We start from the raw sequence: 22247 nt of genomic DNA on the forward strand, positions 1-22247 counted from the left end.
TCTGGCCTCAGGGGCCGCCGAGGATCTCCGCCAGGTCGTACCGGACCGGCTCCTCCAGCTGGGCGTAAGTGCAGCTCTCCGGTGTCCGGTCCGGCCGCCAGCGACGGAAGCGGGCCGTGTGCCGGAAGCGTGCCCCGTTCTCCATGTGGTCGTACGCCACCTCGACGACCCGCTCCGGCCTGAGCGGTACCCAGGACAGGTCCTTCTTGCCGGACCACCGGCTGGGGGCGCCGGGCAGCCGGGCCGACTCGTGTGCCGACTCCTCGGCCCAGGCCGCCCACGGGTGGCCCCGGACGTCGTCCATGCGCAGCGGCTCCAGCTCCTCCACCAGCTCGGCGCGCCGCTTCATGGTGAAGGCGGCGCTCACGCCCACGTGCTGGAGGGCGCCCTTGCCGTCGTAGAGGCCGAGCAGCAGGGAGCCGACCACGGGACCGCTCTTGTGCAGGCGGTACCCGGCGACGACCACGTCCGCCGTCCGCTCGTGCTTGATCTTGTACATGGCCCGCTCGTCCTGGCGGTACCGCAGGTCGAGCGGTTTGGCGACGACACCGTCGAGCCCCGCCCCCTCGTACTGCTCGAACCACCGCCGGGCCACCTCGATGTCGTCGGTGGCCGGTGCCACGTGCACGGGCGGCGCGACCCCGGACAGCGTCTCGACCAGCAGCGCCCGCCGGCCGGCCAGAGGCACGTCGAGCAGCGACTCGCCGTCCAGCGCCAGCAGGTCGAAGGCCACGAGTGAGGCCGGCGTCTTCTCGGCCAGCATCCGCACCCGGGAGTCCGCCGGATGGATCCGCTCGGTGAGCGCGTCGAAGTCCAGGTGCCCCTCCCGCGCGATCACGATCTCCCCGTCCACCACGCACCGCTCGGGCAACCGCTCCCGCACCGCCTGCACCAGTTCAGGGAAGTACCTGGTCAGCGGCTTGCCCGTGCGGCTGCCGAGTTCGACCTCGGAGCCGTCGCGGAACACGATCGACCGGAAACCGTCCCACTTCGCCTCGTAGTGCATGCCCGGCGGGATCTTCGCCACGGACTTGGCGAGCATCGGCTTCACGGGCGGCATCACGGGCAGATCCATGGTCCGACTGTATGAGCGGCCCGTGGTCCTCGCCTGTCAGCCCTGCGGGGTGATCAGGCTCTGCTGCTTCCCCGTCCGCGCCCGCTTCCGGTTCGGGCGCGGGTACGGTCCAGGTCGTCCTGGAAGCGGGGGCGGGGACCCGCTCGGGAACGTCCCTCCATGGACGGTCCCGGGCGGCCGTGACCTGATGTGCGAGCTTGCCCCGGTGCGCCTACCGTGGCTCGCATGGCGGAAGCGGTGGAACTGGAAGCGGGCGGACGCACCGTGCGGCTGTCCAGCCCGGGCAAGGTCTTCTTCCCGGAGCACGGTTACACCAAGCTCGACGTGGCCCGGTACTACCAGGCGGTCGCCCCCGGCATCCTGCGCGCCCTGCGGGACCGGCCCACCACCCTGCAGCGCTACCCGGACGGCGTCACCGGCGAGTGGTTCTACCAGAAGCGCGCTCCCAAGGGCATGCCCGACTGGATCCCCACCGCGCACATCACCTTCCCCAGCGGGCGCAGCGCCGACGAGATGTGCCCCACGGAGGAGGCCGCGGTGCTGTGGGCCGCGCAGTACGGCACCCTCACCTTCCACCCCTGGCCGGTGCGCCGCGACGACGTCGACCACCCCGACGAACTGCGCATCGACCTCGACCCGCAGCCCGGCACCGACTACGACGACGCCGCCCGCGCCGCCCACGAACTGCGCGCGGTTCTCGAGGAGTTCGGCGGACTGCGCGGCTGGCCCAAGACCTCCGGCGGACGCGGTATCCACGTCTTCGTGCCGATCGAGCCGCGCTGGACCTTCACCCAGGTCCGGCGGGCCGCCATCGCCGTCGGACGTGAGATGGAACGGCGGATGCCGGACCGGGTGACCATCAAGTGGTGGAAGGAGGAGCGCGGCGAGCGGATCTTCATCGACTACAACCAGACCGCCCGGGACCGCACCATCGCCTCCGCCTACTCGGTGCGCCCCCGCCCGCACGCCCCCGTCTCCGCCCCCTTGCGCTGGGACGAGGTGGGCGTCGCGCACCCTCAGGACTTCGACATCACGACCATGCCCGCGCGCTTCGCCGAACTCGGCGACGTGCACGCGGGCATGGACGATCAGGCGTACTCCCTCGACGCCCTGCTGGAACTGGCGACGAAGGACGAGCACGACCACGGACTCGGTGATCTGCCGTACCCGCCCGAGTATCCGAAGATGCCGGGGGAACCCAGCCGGGTACAGCCGAGCCGCGCGAAGAAGCCGCGCCCTCAGGAGAGCTGAGCTACAACTCCTTGATCCGGACGTCCCGGTACGAGACCACGTCCGTCGTGCCGTGCACCTGGAGTCCGATGTAGCCGGAGGCGAACCGGCGCCCGTCCGTGCCCGGGTCGTCCGAGCGCGCGGGGTAGAAGTCCTGGCCGCCGATGTTGTCGAACTCGTTGATCAGCACGCCGTTGCGGTAGACGGAGTAGTGCTGGTCGACCACGCGGATCTCGTAGTCGTTCCAGGTGCCCTTCTCCGTCACACCGGCCCCGGCGAGGCCCACCCGGTCGAAGCCGTAGACCGACCCCGACTTGTACATGTCGCCGGCCGGGCCGTCGAACACCTGCACCTCGTGTCCGTACTTGATGGCGACCCACTCCGGCCGGGACTCCTCCGGGTGGTCGTGGACCTGCGGGAAGCGCACGAACACACCGCCGTTGGTGTTCGCGGTGCCGGCCGCGTCGTCCCGCCACTGGAGCTTCAGCGAGAAGTCCCCGTACTTGCGCTCGGGGAACCACAGCATGCCCATGCCCGGTGTGCTCGTGCTGGAGGTGATCGAGCCGTCGTCGTTCAGCCCGAACGAACCACCACCGACCTGCTCCCACTTCGCGAACGACTCCCGGGTGCCGTCGAGGATCGTGCGGTAGCCCTCGGTCTGGCCGGGCTTGCCGATCTTCGACTGACGGGCGGCCCTGTTGACCGCCCGGTACTCGCGCCGGTCGACGACGCCCTCGTCCAGGAGCGCGTCCATGACCTCCCGGACGTGCTTCAGGAACAGCGCCTGGGACGTCCACTCCTTCTCGTCCTCGATCATCTCGTTGATCCGGCACCGGTTGTTCGTGACCCGGTTCGGCACCCCCGAGTCGACCGTGCCGACGATCACCGTCAGCCGCTCGTCGTACTCCGGGCAGGGCGGCGGCGGAACCTGGCCCGCCACCACCGTGAAGCTCACGGTCAGCGGCGCGGAGGTGTTGCCCGCCTTGTCGCTCGCCCGGTACGCCACGGTGTGCCGTCCGACGCGGTCGACGACCACCGGCTCGGTGTACGCGAGGTACGGCCCGGCGTCGAGCGAGTACTCCACGCCGGCCACGCCGGAGCCGCCCTCGTCGGCGGCGCTGACGGTCACCTGGGCGCTGCCGACGTACGCGCCGTCGGAGTTCTTGGTGCCCTCCACGGTCGCGCCGGTCACCGGCGGGGTGGTGTCCTGCGGCGGAGCGGCGACGACGGTGAAGGCGACGCTCTTCTCCGCCGCGACGTTGCCCGCCTTGTCGGTGGCGCGGTAACGCACGGTGTGCTCGCCGGCCTCGTGCACCATCACGGGCGCGGTGTACGCCTGCCAGGCACCGTCACCGACCGCGTACTCGATGGTGTTGACGCCGGAACCGGTGTCGGAGGCGGTGACGGTCACCGTCGCCATGTCGATGTACGCGCCGTCGGGGTTCTTCTCACCGCTGACCGTCGCCGAGGTCTCCGGCGCGGTCGTGTCGTCCGTCGGCGGGGCCACCACGGTGAACGTGACGCTCTTCTCCACGGCGGCGTTGCCCGCCTTGTCGAAGGCGCGGTAGCGGACCGTGTGGTCGCCGACCTGGTCGACGACGACCGGCGTGGTGTACGGCTGCCAGGCACCGTCGGCACCGATCGCGTACTCGATCCGCTCGACGCCGGTGCCGCCCTCGTCGGTGGCGGCGAGGGTCACGCTCGCGGACCCGACGTACTGTCCGTCGGCGTTCTGCGTACCGCCGACCTCCGCCGACGTCTCGGGCGCCGTGGTGTCCTCGCCGCCACCGCCCTCGGTGACCACGAGCACGCCCTTCATCTCCCCGTGGCCGGGGATCGTGCAGTGGTAGAGGTAGCGGCCGGGGGTGAGGGTGACCTCGGCGGTGTGCTTGCCGCCCTGGTCGTCGCCCGGGGTGGCCAGGATGTTCAGCTGGACGTCGTTGTTGTACTCGGGGTCGCTGGTCACGAACGTCAGCGTGTGCGGCATGCCGGTGGTGTTGCCGGTCGCCTCACTGTTCTCGAAGACGATCGTGGCCGGACCGGCCACCGCCGTCTCCGGCGCCGACGTGTACTTGGTGATGTCGTCGCCGGCCGTCCAGGTGAGGACCTGGTCGGCGGCGACGGCCCCGCTCCCCGCCCGGGGCTGCCCGGACGCGGACGTCGTCTGCAGACCGAGCATCATCAGCAGGCCGGCCAGCAGGGCGGCCCACATTCTTCGCTGGCGTATCACTCAGACCCCCTCGCAAGCTGTCCGGCGGCCGGCGTGGGCCCACCGCCCTCGTAGGTGACCCGCCACAGGGCCGACTTGGAGTCCGACGTGAAGAAGCCGCGGCCGTAGTCGAGGACGTACAGCGCGCCGTCCGGGCCGAACTTCCAGCCCATCAGGTTCCTGATGCCGTCGTTGCCTACCGGCACGATCTTCTTCAGGGACTCCGAGTGCACCGGCAGACCGCCGTCGCCCTGCGTCTTCGGGTCCATCAGCACCGCGTTGCGCGGCTGGTCGGCGTCGTAGAAGTCACCGACGAACCACTTGCCGTCCCAGTACGCGGGCCACTTGGTCCCGCTGGTGCTGCCGGCGTCGTAGCGGTAGACCGGGCCGTTCATCGCGGCCTGGCCGCCGCCCTTGAGCCAGGGCAGCTTGTAGGTGGCCTCGTCCTGCTCGTACGACGGGATGCCGTTCTCGTCGCGCGGGAAGTCGGGGCCGCCGCCCTGCGGCGAGTACCAGATGTTGTTGCCGGTCACCGGCGGCAGGTTGACCAGGCCGTCGTTGTTCGGCGACTCGTTCTTCGGGGCGTCGCAGTCGTACCAGCCCAGCGGCTTCGAGGGGTCCGGCAGGTTCCGGTCCCGGTAGGGCTGCTTGTTGCCCATGCAGTACGGCCAGCCCCGGTTGCCCGCCTCGGTGATCGCGGCGAACGTGTCGTACTTGGCCGGGCCCCACGTCGGTGACGGGGAGCCGGCGTCCGGGCCGACCCAGCCCGCGTAGAGGACGTCGGTCTTCTTGTCGACGGAGATGCGCGCCGGGTTGCGGACGCCCATCACGTAGATCTCGCCGCGCGTCTTGCCGCCGCCCTCGGCGGTCTCCTTCCCGGTGAAGAGGTTGCCCTCGGGGAGGGTGTAGGTCCCGTCCGGCTCCGGGTGGATGCGCAGGATCTTGCCGTTGAGGTTGTTGGTGTTGCCGGCGGTGCGGCGCGCGTCGGCGAAGGACACGCCCTTGAAGTTCGGCTCCGGGTTGTTGCCCGAGTAACCGCCGCTGAATCCGCTGGAGTTGTTGTCACCGGTCGCGATGTACAGGTTGCCCTTGGAGTCCCAGGCCAGCCCGCCGCCCGCGTGGCAGCAGCTGTGGATCTGCACCGGCCACTTCAGCAGCACCTTCTCGCTGCCCAGGTCCAGCCTGTTGGTCGCCTGGTCGAGGGTGAAGCGGGAGACGCGCCGCTCGGCCATGTGGGTCTCGCGGTTGATCTCGGAGTGGGGTGTGTAGTGCAGGTACACCCAGCCGTTCTCCGCGAACTCCGGGTCCAGCTCGATGCCGAGCAGGCCCTCCTCGACCTTGGTCAGCTCGCCGCCGCCGCCCTTGTTGCCGAAGACGGTCAGTTCACCGGCGAGCGTGACCTCGTCGGTCTCCGGATCCCAGACGTGGATCTCGCCCTTGCCCTTGCCGATGTCCGGGTCGTTCCAGTCGGTGACCACGGGCTGGGAGGAGTCCGCGCCGCCCCGGCCGATGTAGAACACCCGGCCGTCCGGCGCGGTGACCAGGCCGTGCGGTTCGCCGATCTGGTCGTTCCGGCCGGGCTGGTTCGGCTCGGTCAGCCGTTCGGCCTTGTAGTTGCCATCGATGGTCGCCTTGCAGTCGGCCTGCGCCAGCCGCGTCGTCCACATCAGGGCGCCGCGCAGATGGGCGCGGAAGTCGGTCTCGTCGTACGACGACACCGTGCCGCCCATGCCGGTGTAGAAGGACCGGCCGCCGTCGTAGTCCCGGCACCAGCTCACCGGGTGGTCCCAGCCGTTGGCGCTCGCGCCGGGCTGGTACGTCGACTCGCGCACCCGGGCCACGGTGTGCACGTCGCCGGACGGGTTCTCCACCCAGTTCATCCACTGGTCGGGCCGCTTCCACTGCACCGGCAGGTCCTTGGTGGCCGGATGGCGCCGGTCACCGACCTCGACGGTGGCCCGTTGGACCTTCGCCGGGCTCGAAGCGGCCGGCCGGGCGCCGACCAGACCGGTGAACCAGTCCGAGTACGGCTCCGCGCGGGCCGCGTCGTGGATGCCGACGAACCCGCCGCCGGCCTCCATGTACGCCTCCAGGCCCGCCTCCTGGGCAGGTGTCAGGACGTCGCCGCCGCCGGTCAGGAACACGACCGCGTTGAAGCGGCCGAGCCTCTTCTCGTTGGTGAACACCGAGGCGTTGTCCGTGACCTCGACCTGGAAGCGCTCCTTCGCCGGGCCGGACAGCCCGATCCGCTCGATGGCGGCGATCCCCGCGTTCACCACCGGGGACTCGTCCCCGGCCGCGGCGGATCCGTAGAAGATCAGCACACGTACGTTGGCGCCGCCCGGCGGCGACTTGATCGACATCGTTGTCAGAGACGGATCCGGCGCCGGACGTGCGCTGGCGGCAGGGCCCGCCAGCAGTCCCGCGGCGACGAAACCGGCGGTCGCGAACGCCGCCCAGCCTCTGCTTCTCGCGCTCAACCCTCTCAAGGGCATGGGCACCTCCTCGGTCACGGCAGCAGCGCCAAGGAAGTTAGACCTCTTTGCATGGTTCGCCAATAGGTATGACCGGGATCGAACGAACTTTGTCCTGAGTGTGGATAAACGCGGCAACAGCCGGTACCGTCCCACAGGTTCATCAAGCCAATCGGGTCGATCCATTGGCTGCGTCTCCGCAAATTCCTTATCAGCGTGGGGAGTTCGGCATGGACAGGCGAGGCTTCAACCGACGGGTACTGCTGGGTGGCGCGGCAGCCGCGACATCGTTGTCCATCGCTCCGGAGGCCGCCGGCGCGGCCGGGGCGGCCAAGGGAGTCACCGCGAGGACGGCTCCGGCCGGGGGCGAGGTGAGACACATCAGGATGTACGCCGAGAAGCTGCCCGACGGGCAGATGGGCTACGGCCTCGAGAAGGGCAAGGCGTCCGTGCCCGGCCCGCTGATCGAGCTCAACGAGGGCGACACGCTGCACATCGAGTTCACGAACACGATGGACGTGCGCGCCAGCCTGCACGTCCACGGCCTGGACTACGAGATCTCCAGCGACGGCACGAAGATGAACAAGAGCGACGTCGAGCCCGGCGGCACCCGCACCTACACCTGGCGCACCCACAAGCCCGGCCGCCGCGGCGACGGCACCTGGCGGGCGGGCAGCGCGGGCTACTGGCACTACCACGACCACGTCGTCGGCACGGAACACGGCACCGGCGGTATCCGCAAGGGCCTGTACGGCCCGGTGATCGTGCGCCGCAAGGGCGACGTGCTGCCCGACGCCACGCACACGATCGTCTTCAACGACATGCTCATCAACAACCGGGCGCCCCACACCGGGCCCGACTTCGAGGCCACCGTGGGTGACCGCGTCGAGATCGTCATGATCACGCACGGCGAGTACTACCACACCTTCCACATGCACGGTCACCGCTGGGCCGACAACCGCACCGGCATGCTCACCGGGCCCGACGACCCGAGCCGGGTCGTCGACAACAAGATCACCGGACCGGCGGACTCCTTCGGCTTCCAGATCATCGCGGGGGAGGGGGTGGGTGCGGGGGCGTGGATGTACCACTGCCATGTGCAGAGCCACTCCGACATGGGGATGGTGGGGCTGTTCCTGGTGAAGAAACCGGACGGCACGATCCCCGGATACGACCCGCACGCCCACGAGCACGGACAGGAGACCGCGACCGGGGAGGAGGCTCCCGCGCACGAGCACTGAGCGGACGGAGAGCCGGTCAGGCGCCGTGAGCCCGTCCGCGCGCGGGGGACTTCACCCGGGTGGCGGGGAGCGGGCGATGCGGGAGCCGCTCGAATGGACGCGGCACCGGTCCTGCCGGCGACCCTGGTGCGACGCGCGACCGCCGAGCGGCGGACGGGCCCCGCAGGCCACGGCCGGGCGGGCCGGTGTGGCGGGGGAACGCCCCTGGGGCCTGTCGTTCGGACCATGCCGCGGACGCGGGGTCCGGCACGCACATCCGCGGTGTCGCCGCCATTCGCCGAGCCCGGCGTCGACTCCCTCCTCCGCCTCGCAGCCGCACGCACCAGACCCGCTCACCGGCGTCGGCCGGCTGCGTCACCCTCCTGAGACCTGATCCGAACGACGGACTTCAGCCCTCCCGGGGCAGCGGCCTGAGCACCGCGAACCGGGCTCCGTACGGGTCGGCGAGACGGGCGAGGCGACCGACACCCTCGATGTCCGCCGCGGGCATCCGCACCGTGCCGCCCAGCTCCCGGGCCCGCCCGACCGTGGTGTCCGTGTCGTCGACCGCGAAGTACGGCAGCCAGTGGGCGTCCGTCTCCAGCGGGTCGTCGGCGAGCGGAACGACGCCGCCGAACATGCTCTCCTCGCCCTCGCCCGCCGGATTGACGCCGGTGTACGTGCCGCCGGGGAAGGAGACGGCCGAGGTCTCCAGCCCCAGCACCGCCCGGTAGTACGCGGCGGCGGCCGCGACGTCCGCCGTGTACAGCTCGACCCAGCACAGCGCACCGGTGCCACCGGCCACGCCGAGGCCGCCCAGCGGTCCCGGCTGCCGGACGCCGAACGGCACCCCGGCCCGGTCGGCGAGGATCGCCATGGTGCCCTGGCCCGTCACGTCCACCGGCCGCGTGAGCACTCCGCCGCGGGACTGCTCGGAGGTCTCGGCGGCGGCCGCCGCGTCCGGGGTCTGGAAGTACACCGTCCAGGACGGCGGGCCCTGCTCCGGCGTGGTCTGCGTTCCGCCGGCCACGATCCGGCCGTCCAGCTCGAAGAAGCCGTAGCCGCCGGCCTCGGGCCCCGCCGGCCGGAACCGCCAGCCGAAGAGGTCACCGTAGAAGGAGGCGGCGCCGTCGGCGTCGGACGTGCCGACGTCGATCCAGTTCGGGGCGCCGGTGACGAAACGGGTGGTGAGCATCATCGCCCTCCTCGGAAAGGGGCCCGTTGCCCTGTACTGCCGAGTCTTCCACCGACCACCGACGATCGCTTCCGCGCGCCGCCGTGCGTCCCCGAGCGGGGCGGGGGACCATCGGGTCGGCGACGGGCCCGGCCGAGCGGCGTTGATCCCGCGTTGATCGAACGTTTTTCGCCGCCCGGCACGCTGCTGCCCATGCACATCGAGACGATCCCGACGCCCGACCTCGCCTGGCAGCAGGAGGCGTTGTGCGCACAGACCGGGGCAGACTTCTTCTTCCCCGAGCCCGGCAGTTCCGTACGGGACGCCAAGCGGATCTGCGCCCTGTGCCCGATCCGCTCGGCCTGTCTGGAGTACGCGCTGAGCAACGACGAGCGCTTCGGCGTCTGGGGCGGGCTGTCGGAGAAGGAGCGGCTGGCTCTGCGGCGCACCACGCACTGAGCCCCGCTCACCGGTACCGCACCGCCGGCACCGTCGGCACTGCTCGCACCGCGCACACCGGAAAATCGCTGGGCCGCGCCCGCCCCGGCGGGCAGAATCCCCGCATGTCGCGAACCGCCGCACAGGCCGAGGCCGAGAGCCTGCTGCACGCCCTGGAACCGCTCGCCCACTCCTCGCGCACGCGGGAACTCGTCGCGCGCGTCAGGGAGTCGGCCGCTCCACGGCTCGTGCTCGGCGAGCTCGAACGGCACGGTGCGTACGGGCGCGGGCTCGCCGTCGTCGCCGCGTCCGCGGTGGGCGACGCCGCGTGGATCGCGGACCGGATCGCCGATGCCGACCCGTACGTACGCGGCCATGCGCTGCGGGTCGCCGACAGCCTCGGCGTGCCGGACACGGCATTCGAGGCGGCGCTCGCCGACGCCCCCGAGGCGGCACGCCGCGACCTGCTGCGCGCCGTCGTGACCGGCGGACGCGGCGCCCTCGCCGACCGGCTGATCGAGGGCCTCCGGCGGGACTGGGGCGACGCCGAGGCGGCCCGTCTGCTGCCGGGCTGCACCGCGCCGACCGCCGCCCGGCTGCTGCCCGGCCTGCTGTACGCCGTCCGCGCGTGGAGGCCCCTCGCCAAGCGGCACCCCGCGGCGCTGCTCGGCGTGCTGGAGGAGGAACTGACCGCGCTGCCGGAATCCCTGCGCGACACCTGGTGGCATCGGTACGCGCACGCGCTCGCCACCCTCGCGTCCGGCGAGCCGGCGCGCGTGCTGGCGCTGCTGGAGCGGCGGGGGCCGAGCCGGCTGCCGAACGAACTGCGCGGCCACCTGCCCGCGTTCGCCGCCGTGGACCCGCGGCGGGTGCTGCGGCTCCTGCCCACGCCCGCCTGGGCCCCCGTCGTGAGCGTCCACGAGCTCGGGCGCACGGCGCTGTACCGACTGACCCGGACCGACTCGCCCGAACTCGTCGGCTACGGCCGGGCCCTGCTGCCCTACGGCGACCTCCCGCAACTGCTGAAGGTGCTCCCGCCCGCCCGGCGTTACGCCCTCTACACGGCCGTCCGCGAGGGGAAGGGGCCCGGGGTGGCCGGACCCGGCGAACAGCTGCTGGAGGTGCTGCCACGCCGCCACGCCGAGCGGGAGGCCCGGGAGGCCGCCGCACGCGCGCGTGAGGCCGGTGCCGCCGAGAACACGATCCTCGGCGTCGAGTCGTTCCTGCCCGCAGCCGAGGTACGTGACCGCCTCGTGGCCGCCACCCGGCGACCGGACGCCGACGACCGCGCCCGGGCCTGGCGGCTGCTGATCCGCAACGCCGCCCGCTCCGGTGACCGGGCCGCCGTCACCGCCGTCCTGGAGCACATGGGGCGGCTGCGGAACGAACAGGATCCCGTGCGAACCGCCGCCCTGCGGGCGACCCGCGCCGTGCCGCCCGCGCTGCTCACCGAGGACGCGGCCGAACACCTGGACCGCGTCGCCACCGACGCCGTCGAGGCCCGCGACTGCTCGTACGAGACCCGGCAGGTGCTCAGCGGACTCGCCCTCGACGTGCTGCGCGAGCACGCGGTGGAGGGGACGCGCCCGTTGGCGGACTGGGCGCTGAGCACCCTCGCGCGGATATCCGGCACGACGGGGGGCGCCGACCTCGGCCGCCTCGACCGCACCCTGCGGCGCGGCCAGGAGCACCAGGTGTACGAGGCCCTGCGGCCGTGGATCGAGGCGGGCGCCGAGAAGGGCGAATACGGCCTCGTCATCGCGCTCGCCCGCGCGGTGGGCTCCCGGGCCGCCGGCATGACCGCACTGCAGGACATGCTCTGGCACGCGGTCCGGTACGGCGACGACACGACGGTACGCGCCGCGGTCGCCCGGTGGCTGGAGCCGCCCGCCACACGCGGCGAGCGGGTGGCCCGCGTCCTCGCCCACGAGCCGTCGGCGGCCGCGCTGCCCCCGGTCCGCACCGCGCTCGTCGCGCGCCGCACCGATCTCCTGGACGTGCTCCTCGCCGACCCGCCGCCCTACGGCCGCTTCCTGGCCGAGGGCGCCCCCCGGTTCCTGCCCCCGGACCCGTACGACGTGCGCCGGTGGGTACCGCGCCAGCACAAAGCCCTGCTGCGTCTGCTGGCCGCGCAGGCCGCGGACAGCGGGCTGACGCTGTACCAGCGCGCGAGCTCGCTCACGCAGGCGGCGGCCGTGCCCGACGGGGGCGCCGACCTGGTACGCCGCTGGACCGGCGAGGCGGAGGTCGTGCTCGCCGAGGCCGCGCTCGCCGCCCTGGCCCGCACCGACCGGGCCGCCGACGCGCTGCCCGGACTGCTGGCGCACGCGGGCGGCGACCGGGCCCGCGTCGCCGTGTACGCGGTCACCCGGGCGTCCCGGCACGTGCCCCCGTCGAGGGTCGCCGTCCACCTGAGGGACGTACTGCGGGCACCGGACGCCAAGGTGACCAGCCGGAAGGAGGCGGTCCGGCTCGCCGCGGTCCGGCTTCCCGTACCGGACGCCGCGGCTCTGCTCAGCGAGGTCCACACCCGTCCGGGCACCCACCCGGACGTACGCGCCGCCTGTGTGTCCTTCGCGGGCGGACTGCTCCCGCGCGACGAGATCTGGGAGCTGCTGCGGGACGCCGCGAGCGGTGCGCCGGCTTCGCGGACCGCCCTGCTGAGGGCCTCGCCGCTGGACCTGCCCGACGACCACCGCGCGCGATACGCCCGCCTGGTGCGCGAGGTCGCCGCCGCCGAGGATCCCGCGACCACGGCCGCCGCCTTCCAGGCGCTGGCCCGCTGGACCCCCTGGTCCGCCGAGGCTCCCGTGGTGCTGGCCGAGGCCGTCACGGACCTCACGAACCGCGGGACCTGGCACTGGGCGGCGAGCGCCCTGGTCGAGGCCGCGACGAGCGCGCCGCACGGACTGGCCGGGCTGCTGGACGCGCTGCGCGCGCTCGCCGGCGCGGTCTCCGAGGGCGACAACGACGCCGGGGAACGGCGGGACCGGCCGGCGCGGCGGCGGGTCGAGTTCCTCGTCGCCCGACTCGGGGCCACGGTCTTCCGCTCCGAGACGGCGGCCCGCCCGGCCGGCCTCGCCGCCGCCGGACTGCTGGCGCAGTACGAGGCCTACGCGGCGCAGGCCGCCGGGCTCGCGGCGGCGCACCTGGACCTGACCGCCGTACCGCCGCGCCTGGACCGGCTGACGGCCATGGCCGGAGCCGGGCGCCCGGCACTCGCCGCACGCGTCGCCGGGGAACTGCGCGGACGCCTGGAGCGCCGGGAGCAGCCGGGCGACGCCGAGGTACTGCGTGCCGAGGCCCTGGCGCTGGCCGAGCACGGCGGCCACGCCGAGGGACTGGTGGCCGTCGCCGTCACCGGCGCGCTCGGCACCCGCGAGGAGTGGTCCGCGCCCTGGCGGGAGCTGCTGCGGACGCTGCGCCGCCACCCGGTCGCCGACGTGCGCGACGCGGCCCTCGAGGAGACGACGGCCTACGAGTGACAGGCCTACGGGTGACAGGCCTACGGGTGACAGGCCTACGGGTGACAGGCCCCCGAGTGACGGAGGCCGCGCACGGGCCGAGGGGTGGCGGAGGCGGGTGCGGTCAGCCCGCGGCCCGGGCCGCCATCCGCGCCTTGCGCGCCGCCAGCTTCTCGTCGAACTTGGCGGCCTCGCTGTCCAGCCCGCCCATGTACAGCCCGAGCTCCTCCTGGGCCGCCTGTCCCTCGGGGCCGAGACCGTCGATCTCCAGGACCCTCAGGAAGCGCAGCACGGGCTGGATCACGTCGTCGTGGTGGATGCGCAGGTTGTAGACCTCGCCGATCGCCATCTGCGCGGCGGCCCGCTCGAAGCCGGGCATGCCGTGACCGGGCATCCGGAAGTTCACGACCACGTCCCGCACCGCCTGCATGGTGAGGTCGGGCGCGAGTTCGAAGGCCGCCTTGAGCAGGTTGCGGTAGAAGACCATGTGCAGGTTCTCGTCGGTCGCGATGCGGGCCAGCATGCGGTCGCAGACCGGGTCGCCGGACTGGTGGCCCGTGTTGCGGTGCGAGATGCGGGTGGCCAGCTCCTGGAAGGCGACGTAGGCCACCGAGTGCAGCATCGAGTGCCGGTTGTCCGACTCGAAGCCCTCGCTCATGTGGGCCATCCGGAACTGCTCCAGCTTGTCCGGGTCCACCGCGCGCGAGGCGAGCAGGTAGTCGCGCATCACGATTCCGTGCCGCCCCTCCTCCGCGGTCCACCGGTGCACCCAGGTGCCCCAGGCGCCGTCGCGGCCGAAGAGGCTGGCGATCTCGTGGTGGTAGCTGGGGAGGTTGTCCTCCGTCAGCAGGTTGACCACCAGGGCGATCCGCCCGATCTCGGTGACCTTGGACTGGTCCTTCTGCCAGGCCTCGCCGTCCTCGAAGATCCCCGGGAAGTTCCGGCCGTCGGACCACGGCACGTACTCGTGCGGCATCCAGTCCTTGGCGACCTTCAGATGCCGGTTGAGCTCGGTCTCGACCACTTCCTCCAGCGCGTACAGCAGCCGGGCGTCGGTCCATTCGGTGGAACTGCCGAGGTGCGGGGAGACGATCGTCACGTAGAACTCCAGGGGACGTGCGACAAAGCGGAATGCGGCCGGCGAGCGGTGCCGGGAACCTACGGCATCGTAGGCTACGAGACCGTAGGTTACGAGACCGTAGGTTAAAAGCACTGTAAAGCCCCCTGATCAGCCGCCGTCCATCAGGGTGGGCGGCGGCCCGGAGAGCCGCAGGCCCGGAGCCGAACGGGTGACACTTCGGCCCGGCTCAGCCGTACAGTTCCCGCAACCGGACCGAGAGGCACGTCACACAGCCCTCGAGTTTCTCGAACTCGCCGATGTCGACGAGCACCGGCTCGTGGCCGAGGTCGGCGAGCAGTTCCGCCGTCTTCGGCGCGCTCGCCGCCATCAGCAGTCTGCCGCCGCCCAGCAGCACCACGTGCGCCCCCGACTCCTCCGGCACCGGAAGGAAACGGGGGAACAGCGACGGCATGTCCGTCATCGGGATGTGCCCGATCACCGTCCCGTCCGGCAGCGCGGTGACCGCCGACTTGAGGTGCAGCACCTTGCTCACGGGCACGGCGACGACCCGGGCGCCCAGCGGCTCGAAGGCGGCCCGCAACTGTTGGACGCCCGCCGCGTTGGTGCGCCTGCCGCGCCCGACGTAGATCGTGTCGCCGACCTTCAGCACGTCGCCGCCGTCCAGGGTGCCCGGTTCCCACACCCAGTTGACCGAGCAGCCCAGGCGGGCCACGGCCTCCTCGACACCGTCGGTCTCCGCGCGCCGTGACTCGGCGCCCGGCCGGGTGATCAGCGCGACGTTCCGGTACATGACGACCGTGTCCTCGACGAAGACGGAGTCGGGACAGTCGTCGGCCGGGTCCACCTCCAGTGTTTCCCAGCCGTGTGCCCGCAGGGCCTCGGCGTACGCCTCCCACTGCTCGGCCGCGAGGCCGTGGTCGACCTTCCGCCGCTCGACGTGGGTCACCAGTCCTTCCGCGAGCCGCGGGCCGGGACGGCGGACGAGGGCCTTCTTGCTGGGCACGAGGATGTTCTCCGGGGGCTCCGTGTCGGCGCTGGCTGTTCGGCGCGCGTGTCACGACGCCGGTTTGGCCATCATGCAGTCCGGGGCCGTACGGACGAAACCCCCGTCAGTGTCCCGTGGCCCTCCTGAGATGCTCGGCCGTGCTGGAGCCGCGCGCCGTGAGCAGCCCGTGCGGGGTGCCCTCGAAGATCACCCGGCCGCCGTCCCGGCCCCCGTCCGGGCCCAGGTCGATCACCCAGTCGGCGTGCGCCACCACGTCCAGGTTGTGCTCGACGACCACGACCGTGTTGCCGGTGCCGACCAGCCGGTCCAGCAGCGCGAGCAGTCCCTCGACGTCGGACATGTGCAGGCCGGTGGTCGGCTCGTCCAGGACGTACACGGCGCCGGTGCGGTGCAGCCGGGTGGCCAGTTTGATCCGCTGGCGCTCGCCCCCGGAGAGCGTGGACAGCGGCTGCCCCAGCGTGAGGTAGGTGAGCCCGACGTCGCGCAGGGCGCGCAGCCGCCGCCGTATGCCCGTGTCGGCGAAGAAGTCCAGCGCCTGTCCGGCGGTCATCGCCAGCACGTCGGCGATGGAGCTGCCGTCGACCGTCAGCCGCAGCACCTCGTCGCGAAAGCGCCGGCCGTCGCAGTCGCCGCAGGCCGTCGTCACCGGGTCCATGAACGCGAGGTCGGTGTGGATGACCCCGCGCCCCTCGCAGGTACCGCAGGCCCCCGCCGAGTTGAAGCTGAAGAACCCCGGTTCGGCGCCCGTCTCCCGCGCGAAGATCTTCCGTACGGTGTCCATGATCCCGACGTACGTCGCCGGGGTCGACCGCGCCGAGACGCCGATCGAGGACTGGTCGACGACCACCGCGTCCGGGTGGGCCTCGACCAGCTCCGCGACCAGCGTGCTCTTGCCCGATCCGGCGACCCCGGTGACCGCGGTCAGCACTCCGGTCGGGAAGGCCACCGTGACGTCCCGCAGGTTGTGCCGGCTCGCGGCCTTCACCCACAGCTCCCCGGTCGCCGCCCGCGGGTCCTCCTTCACCGCGGTACGGCGTCCGAGGAACCGTCCGGTGAGCGTGTCCGCCGCGGCCAGCTCGCCCGGCGTTCCCTCGAACACCACCCGGCCACCGCCCGCGCCGGCGAGCGGGCCCATGTCGACGACGTGGTCCGCGAGCGCGATGACGTCCGGGTCGTGCTCGACGACCAGCACCGTGTTGCCCTTGTCGCGCAGCCGCAGCAGCAGGTCGCCGAGGCGTCCGACGTCGCGCGGGTGCAGCCCGACGCTGGGCTCGTCGAAGACGTACGTCATCCCGGTCAGGCTGGAGCCGAGGTGCCGTACGGTCTTCAGCCGCTGTCCCTCGCCGCCGGACAGGGTCGAGGTCTCCCGGTCGAGGCTGAGATAGCCGAGGCCGATCGCCTCGATACGCTCCAGGGCGGTGACCGCGGCACCGGCGATCGGGCGGGCCACCGGGTCGTCGATCCGCTTCAGCACGGTGATCAGGTCGGTGACCTGCATGCGCGAGCAGTCGGCGATGGAGTGTCCGTCGATCCGGGTCGCGAGGGCCGCGGCGTTCAGCCGGGCGCCGCCGCACGCGGGGCAGCGGCCCTCGACGAGGAAGCCCCGGACCAGGTCCCGGGTCCGCTCGCTCATCGCCGACACGTCCCGCTTGAGGTACAGCCGCTCGAAGCGGTCGGCGAGACCCTCGTACTCGGTGGTCCAGGTGCCGCCCGTGCCGTTGACGGTGACCTTGCTGCCGGGCCGTCCGCGCATCAGGAACGCCCGCTCGGCGGCCGTGAAGTCGCCGACCGGCTTGTCCGGATCCAGCTCGTCGCTGTTGGTGTAGGCCTGCCCCTGCCAGGTCCCCGCCGCGAACGGCGGGAAGCGGACCGCCCCGCCGGCCAGCGACCTGGCCGGATCGAGGATGCGGTCCCAGTCGGGCTGCACCTTGCGGCCGAGACCGTCGCAGCCGGGGCACATGCCCGACGGGTCGTTGAACGAGTACGCCGTCGCCGCCCCGGCGCCGGGCGTGCCGTGCCGGGAGAACAGCACCCGCAGGACCGAGTGGACGTCGGTCATGGTGCCGACCGTGGACCGCGAGTGGCCGCCGACCGGACGCTGGTCGACGACGATCGCGGGGGAGAGGTCCTCCAGGGCGTCCGCGTGCGGCCGCTCGTACTTGGGCAGCCGGTTGCGCACGAACCAGGTGAACGTCTCGTTCAGCTGGCGCTGCGACTCGACCGCGATCGTGTCGAACACGACCGACGACTTCCCCGACCCCGAAACGCCCGTGAACACGGTCAACCGGCCCTTCGGGATGCGGAGGGTGACGTCCTGGAGGTTGTTCTCCCTGGCTCCGGTGATGCTGATGAACTCGCTCATGCGAGCGACGCTAGGCGGAATACCCGACAGCTTCCGGCGTGATTTCCCTCAGTCCTCCTTCCTCCAGCAGCAGCCAGCGGGTGACGCCGAGCGACTCCAGGAACGGCAGGTCGTGACTGGCCACGATCAGCGCCCCCTCGTACGACTCCAGCGCGGTGGTGAGCTGCCGGGCGCTCGCCATGTCCAGGTTGTTCGTCGGCTCGTCCAGCATCAGCAGCTGCGGCGCGGGTTCGGCCAGCATCAGTGCGGCCAGCGCCGCCCGGAAGCGTTCACCGCCGGACAGCGTCGCCGCCTGCTGATCGGCACGGGCGCCCCGGAACAGGAAGCGGGCCAGGCGGGACCGGATCCGGTTGTTGGTGGCGCCCGGTGCGAACCGGGCCACGTTCTCGGCGACGCTCAGCTCGCCGTCGAGGACGTCCAGGCGCTGCGGCAGGAACCGCAGCGGGACATGCGCCGTCGCCTCGCCCGCCACCGGCTCCAGCTCTCCGGCGATCGTGCGCAGCAGCGTGGTCTTGCCCGCGCCGTTGCGCCCGATCAGCGCGATCCGCTCGGGGCCGTGCAGATCGAGACCGCGCTCCACGCGCGCGCCGTGGACCAGTTCCAGGTCCCGCAGTGTCAGCACCGAGCGCCCCGGCGGTACGGCCGTGTACGGCAGGTCGACACGGATCTCGTCGTCGTCCCGTACCGCCTCCGCGGCGTCGTCGAGCCGTTCCCTGGCCTCGGCGAGCTTCTCCTCGTGCATGATGCGGTGCTTGCCCGCGGACTCCTGTGCCGCGCGCTTGCGTGCCTGCATGACGATCTTCGGCTCGCGCTTCTGCTCGAACATCTTCTGGCCGTACCGCTTGCGGCGGGCCAGCTTGACCTGGGCGTCGGCCAGTTCGCGCTTCTGCTTGCGCAGATCGGACTCGGCGACGCGCACCATCCGCTCGGCCGCCTCCTGCTCGACGGCCAGGGCCTCCTGATACGCCGAGAAGTTCCCGCCGTACCAGGTGATCTCGCCCGAGCGCAGGTCGGCGATCTGGTCGACGAGATCGAGCAGTTCGCGGTCGTGACTGACCACGACCAGCACCCCCGGCCAGGAGGTGGCGGCCGCGTACAGCCGCCTCCGGGCATACAGGTCGAGGTTGTTGGTGGGTTCGTCGAGGAGCAGGACGTCGGGGCGGCGCAGCAGCAGTGCGGCCAGCCGCAACAGCACCGACTCGCCGCCCGAGACCTCGCCGACGGTGCGGTCGAGCCCGACGTGGCCGAGACCGAGTTCGCCGAGGGTGGCGAGGGCGCGTTCCTCGACGTCCCAGTCGTCGCCGACGGTCTCGAAGTGCGCCTCGGCCACGTCGCCCGCCTCGATGGCGTGCAGCGCGGCCCGCCGCGCGGCGATCCCGAGCGCCTCGTCGACCCGCAGCGCGGTGTCGAGCGTGACGTTCTGCGGCAGGTATCCGACCTCGCCGGCCACGCGGACCGTGCCGTCGGCCGGGTCCAGCCGCCCGGCGATCAGTTTCAACAGGGTGGACTTTCCCGACCCGTTGGCACCCACGAGCCCGGTTCTGCCGGGCCCGAAGGCGGTGTCGAGTCCCTCGAAGACGGACGTGCCGTCGGGCCAGGCGAAGGAGAGGGACGTACAGGTGATGGAAACAGACATACGGGGTCTCCGCGGTTGCTTGAAGCGGTCAGGGGCAAACGCGTATCGAGACACCGGAAGCGGCGACCGCCGTCGGGCGAGGGAAGGAGGAGCCCCGGGGAGTACTCGGGCATGAAAAAAGCCCTGCTCCGCAAGGACGGCTCGAACGCCGAGGTCGCACGCGGCGTACACACCTCACAGGTGTGACGCGGTGTCCCAGGACCTCAGACGAGCAACGTCCTTCTCCAATCGGCGGCAACAGAAGCGCTATACACCGTACGAGAGGCCGGGTGGGCTGTCAATGCCTCACCGCCCATCCGGCCCCACGGCCCCAAGGAGGCCCCGTGCCCGACGGCTCGCTCTCGATGCCGGCCCGGCTCTGCCTGCTGGCCTGGGACCCCGCGCGGCCCGGGGCCACCGACACCGCCCGGCACCACCACCTGGTGCGGGCCGGCGCGCTCACCGAACTGGCCCAGCGCGGCCTGCTCGCCGACGACGAGGGCATCGCCACCCCCGTCGACCTGGACGCGCGCACCGGGGACGCCGTCCTCGACGGGCTGCTGGACCTCGTCCGCGAGTCGATGCCGCACCGGTGGCGGACCTGGGTGAGGCTGCACGCGCGGGTCACCTTCGACGCAGTCCGGGAGCAACTGGTGGCCGAGGGGTATCTGCGGGCCGAGAAGAAGCGCGTCCTCGGCGTGTTCCCGTCCGTGGAGTACGTCCTGGCGAGGGCCGCCGCGGCACGGGCGCTCCGGGAGGAGACGCGGTACGTCCTGGAGGGCCCGGTACCGGCCGGTGAGGTCGCCGAGCGGGACGCGGCCGTGGCCGCGCTGGCGGCAGCCGCGGGACTGCGCGCCCTCGGGCCCCGTGCCTCCGGGTCCGCCGGGACCGGCGCGCGCCGGGAGGGCCGGATCACGGAACTGACCGAGCGCGGCGGGGCGGCGGCACCCGGGCTGCGGAAGATCGTCGGAGAGGTGTGGGGAGCGCTGAGCGCGGAGACGGCGCGGGCCGTGGCGTCGGCGGACCGCTGAGCCGGCCCGGCGACCGCGGGGAGCGCGGACGGTGGCTCGTGCGGGGGCGCCGGGGCGCCGTCAGCAGGTCCCGCGCATCAGCTCCGCCAGGTCGTGGTCCAGGTCCAGTTGGAGATGCTCCAGGCCGACGGGCACCAGCTCGCCGGTGGCCTGCAGGAACCGGCGCAGCTCGCCCGAGCGGACGTGGATCACGGCGGTGCCCTCGGGCGCGTGGAACTCCAGGACGGTGCGGTCGTACCCGTACGGGCGCACCCGTACGTCGCCGTGCCCCTCCGGCTCCCGCATCCCGGCGATGAGCAGCTCGCGGGAGAAGGTCCAGCAGACCTCGACCCCCTCGAGGGTGGCCGGGGCCGGGAAGGTCATGCGGACGGCGAACGGGTCGCCGCGGTCGTAGTGCAGCGTGGCGGGAATGCTCGGCATACGCGGCGCGGCGGCGACGAGACGCGCCTCGACGGGCTGCTCGATGACGGTGGACAACGCCTTGCTCCCTCGTGACGGCTGGACGGGCTTTCGGGGTGGTGCGGGCCGGGCACTGGAAGAGACGACGGAATCAGGCGATCCGTGCACACGACGAGCGAGTGACCTCTGTCACCGCATTCATGCGCGGGAGTGACCCGACCTCTCCTCATGCGCCCCGCAAGGCACTTGTGACTCTCGTGCCCGCACGACCGCGCCGCACACGGCCCTCTGGACGGCGCCGGGGCGGTGGGCTGGCTTCGCCCGCCATGAGGCGCTTGGGCAGCACGCGGCACACGGCGGCACGAACCGCCCGGACCGGCGGCCGGCGTACGGGACGCGCGGTGACCGCCGCAGCGGTGTGCGCGGCGGCGCTGGCCGCGCTGACGGCGGCCGCCCCCGCGCAGGCGCACCAGCGGCCGCACTGGGAGCTGAAGGACACCGGGGGCGCCGGGGCGTCCGACGTCCGGTTCCGGGGGCTCGCGGCCGTCAGCCGGCACACCGCCTGGGTGGCCGGCACCCGGGGCACCGTCCTGCGCACCACCGACGGCGGCGGCACCTGGCGCGACGTCTCGCCACCGGGCACCGGCGAGCTGCAGTTCCGGGACGTCGAGGCGTTCGACGCCCGCCGGGCCGTGGTGCTGGCCATCGGCGAGGGCGAGGCGTCCCGCGTCTACCGCACGGACGACGGCGGAGCGACCTGGACCGAGTCCTTCCGCAACACCGACCCACGGGCCTTCTACGACTGTCTCACCTTCTTCGACCACCGCCACGGCCTCGCCATGAGCGATCCGGTGGACGGGAAGTTCCGCATCCTGTCGACCGGCGACGGCGGACGCTCCTGGACGGTGCTGCCGAATGAGGGCATGCCGGCCGCGCAGGACGGCGAGGCGGGGTTCGCGGCGAGTGGCCAGTGCCTGGTCGCGTCCGGGCCGAAGGACGTGTGGCTGGCCACCGGCGGGGCGGCACGCGCGCGGGTGCTGCACTCCGCCGACCGCGGGCTCACCTGGACGGCCTCCGACGCCCCGGTCCCGGGCGGCGACCCGGCCCGGGGCGTGTTCGCCCTCGCCTTCCGCGACCGCGCCCACGGCCTCGCGGTCGGTGGCGACTTCCGCCCCGGCCAGGCCTCCCCGCGGCCGGCCGCGCGGACCACCGACGGCGGCCGGTCCTGGCGGCCCGCCGCCGGCCCCCCACCGGCCTACCGCTCCGGCGTCGCATGGCTCCCGCACAGCCGCAGCGCCGCCCTCGCCGTCGGACCCACCGGCACGGACCTCACCACGGACGGCGGCCGGACCTGGCGCACCGTCGACGCGGGCTCGTACGACACCGTGGACTGCACCCCGGACGCGGCCTGTTGGGCAGCCGGCGAGCAGGGAAGGGTCGCCCGGCTGGAGCGCTGACGCCGAGCGGGT

Annotated in this window: 15 protein-coding genes; 6 read left to right on the plus strand and 9 right to left on the minus strand. The window is 72.6% G+C overall.

Annotation, left to right across the window (positions count from 1 at the left end; all coding sequences use genetic code 11):
• Positions 1-7: 7 nt before the first annotated feature.
• Positions 8-1075: an ATP-dependent DNA ligase gene (locus ACZ4V1_RS14060; RefSeq protein ID WP_468334311.1), complete on the minus strand. Its 1068-nt coding sequence runs from the start codon at positions 1073-1075 to the stop codon at positions 8-10.
• 225 nt (positions 1076-1300) lie between these two features.
• Between ACZ4V1_RS14060 and ligD the strand changes: the two genes are divergently transcribed.
• Positions 1301-2326 carry a non-homologous end-joining DNA ligase gene (gene ligD / locus ACZ4V1_RS14065; RefSeq protein ID WP_468334314.1) on the plus strand — a complete coding sequence of 342 codons (1026 nt, stop codon included), beginning with the start codon at positions 1301-1303 and terminating at the stop codon, positions 2324-2326.
• Between the two features lies 1 nt (position 2327).
• Here the strand turns inward: ligD and ACZ4V1_RS14070 are convergent, their stop codons facing one another.
• The gene (locus tag ACZ4V1_RS14070; RefSeq protein WP_468334316.1) at positions 2328-4517 is read right to left on the minus strand and encodes an OmpL47-type beta-barrel domain-containing protein; all 2190 of its coding nucleotides are present in this window, start codon (positions 4515-4517) and stop codon (positions 2328-2330) included.
• A gap of 14 nt (positions 4518-4531) precedes the next feature.
• Entirely contained in the window at positions 4532-7009 is a 2478-nt protein-coding gene (locus tag ACZ4V1_RS14075; RefSeq protein WP_468334319.1) for a ThuA domain-containing protein, read from the minus strand.
• A 209-nt stretch (positions 7010-7218) separates the two neighbouring features.
• On the opposite strand from ACZ4V1_RS14075, the gene ACZ4V1_RS14080 reads away from it, so the two are divergent.
• Positions 7219-8229, plus strand: a complete 1011-nt coding sequence (locus ACZ4V1_RS14080) for a multicopper oxidase domain-containing protein (protein WP_468334322.1) — start codon at positions 7219-7221, stop codon at positions 8227-8229.
• Between the two features lie 388 nt (positions 8230-8617).
• Here the strand turns inward: ACZ4V1_RS14080 and ACZ4V1_RS14085 are convergent, their stop codons facing one another.
• Entirely contained in the window at positions 8618-9403 is a 786-nt protein-coding gene (locus tag ACZ4V1_RS14085) for a VOC family protein (RefSeq protein ID WP_468334841.1), read from the minus strand.
• Between the two features lie 153 nt (positions 9404-9556).
• On the opposite strand from ACZ4V1_RS14085, the gene ACZ4V1_RS14090 reads away from it, so the two are divergent.
• Positions 9557-9841, plus strand: coding sequence for a WhiB family transcriptional regulator (locus tag ACZ4V1_RS14090; protein WP_468334325.1), 285 nt, complete (start codon positions 9557-9559; stop codon positions 9839-9841).
• A gap of 104 nt (positions 9842-9945) precedes the next feature.
• Positions 9946-13305, plus strand: coding sequence for a hypothetical protein (locus ACZ4V1_RS14095; RefSeq protein WP_468334328.1), 3360 nt, complete (start codon positions 9946-9948; stop codon positions 13303-13305).
• Positions 13306-13408: 103 nt separating this feature from the next.
• Here ACZ4V1_RS14095 and ACZ4V1_RS14100 read toward each other — a convergent pair whose 3' ends face one another.
• The 4 genes from ACZ4V1_RS14100 to ACZ4V1_RS14115 form a co-directional block, all read right to left on the minus strand.
• Positions 13409-14383 (minus strand): acyl-ACP desaturase, encoded by a 975-nt coding sequence (locus tag ACZ4V1_RS14100; protein ID WP_468334330.1) that lies wholly within the window; start codon positions 14381-14383, stop codon positions 13409-13411.
• Between the two features lie 208 nt (positions 14384-14591).
• Positions 14592-15368, minus strand: a complete 777-nt coding sequence (gene ddaH / locus ACZ4V1_RS14105; RefSeq protein ID WP_468334333.1) for a dimethylargininase — start codon at positions 15366-15368, stop codon at positions 14592-14594.
• A gap of 106 nt (positions 15369-15474) precedes the next feature.
• Positions 15475-17733: an ATP-binding cassette domain-containing protein gene (locus ACZ4V1_RS14110; protein WP_468334336.1), complete on the minus strand. Its 2259-nt coding sequence runs from the start codon at positions 17731-17733 to the stop codon at positions 15475-15477.
• A 10-nt stretch (positions 17734-17743) separates the two neighbouring features.
• Entirely contained in the window at positions 17744-19369 is a 1626-nt protein-coding gene (locus tag ACZ4V1_RS14115; RefSeq protein WP_468334338.1) for an ABC-F family ATP-binding cassette domain-containing protein, read from the minus strand.
• 323 nt (positions 19370-19692) lie between these two features.
• On the opposite strand from ACZ4V1_RS14115, the gene ACZ4V1_RS14120 reads away from it, so the two are divergent.
• Positions 19693-20379, plus strand: coding sequence for a GOLPH3/VPS74 family protein (locus ACZ4V1_RS14120; protein ID WP_468334341.1), 687 nt, complete (start codon positions 19693-19695; stop codon positions 20377-20379).
• A gap of 60 nt (positions 20380-20439) precedes the next feature.
• Here the strand turns inward: ACZ4V1_RS14120 and ssgD are convergent, their stop codons facing one another.
• A complete protein-coding gene (gene ssgD, locus ACZ4V1_RS14125; RefSeq protein ID WP_375906778.1) occupies positions 20440-20856 on the minus strand; it encodes a spore wall synthesis regulator SsgD in 417 nt (138 codons plus the stop codon).
• A gap of 323 nt (positions 20857-21179) precedes the next feature.
• On the opposite strand from ssgD, the gene ACZ4V1_RS14130 reads away from it, so the two are divergent.
• The gene (locus ACZ4V1_RS14130) at positions 21180-22235 is read left to right on the plus strand and encodes a WD40/YVTN/BNR-like repeat-containing protein (protein WP_468334345.1); all 1056 of its coding nucleotides are present in this window, start codon (positions 21180-21182) and stop codon (positions 22233-22235) included.
• Positions 22236-22247 lie beyond the last annotated feature (12 nt).

Source organism: Streptomyces sp. NPDC028991 (assembly GCF_055564775.1).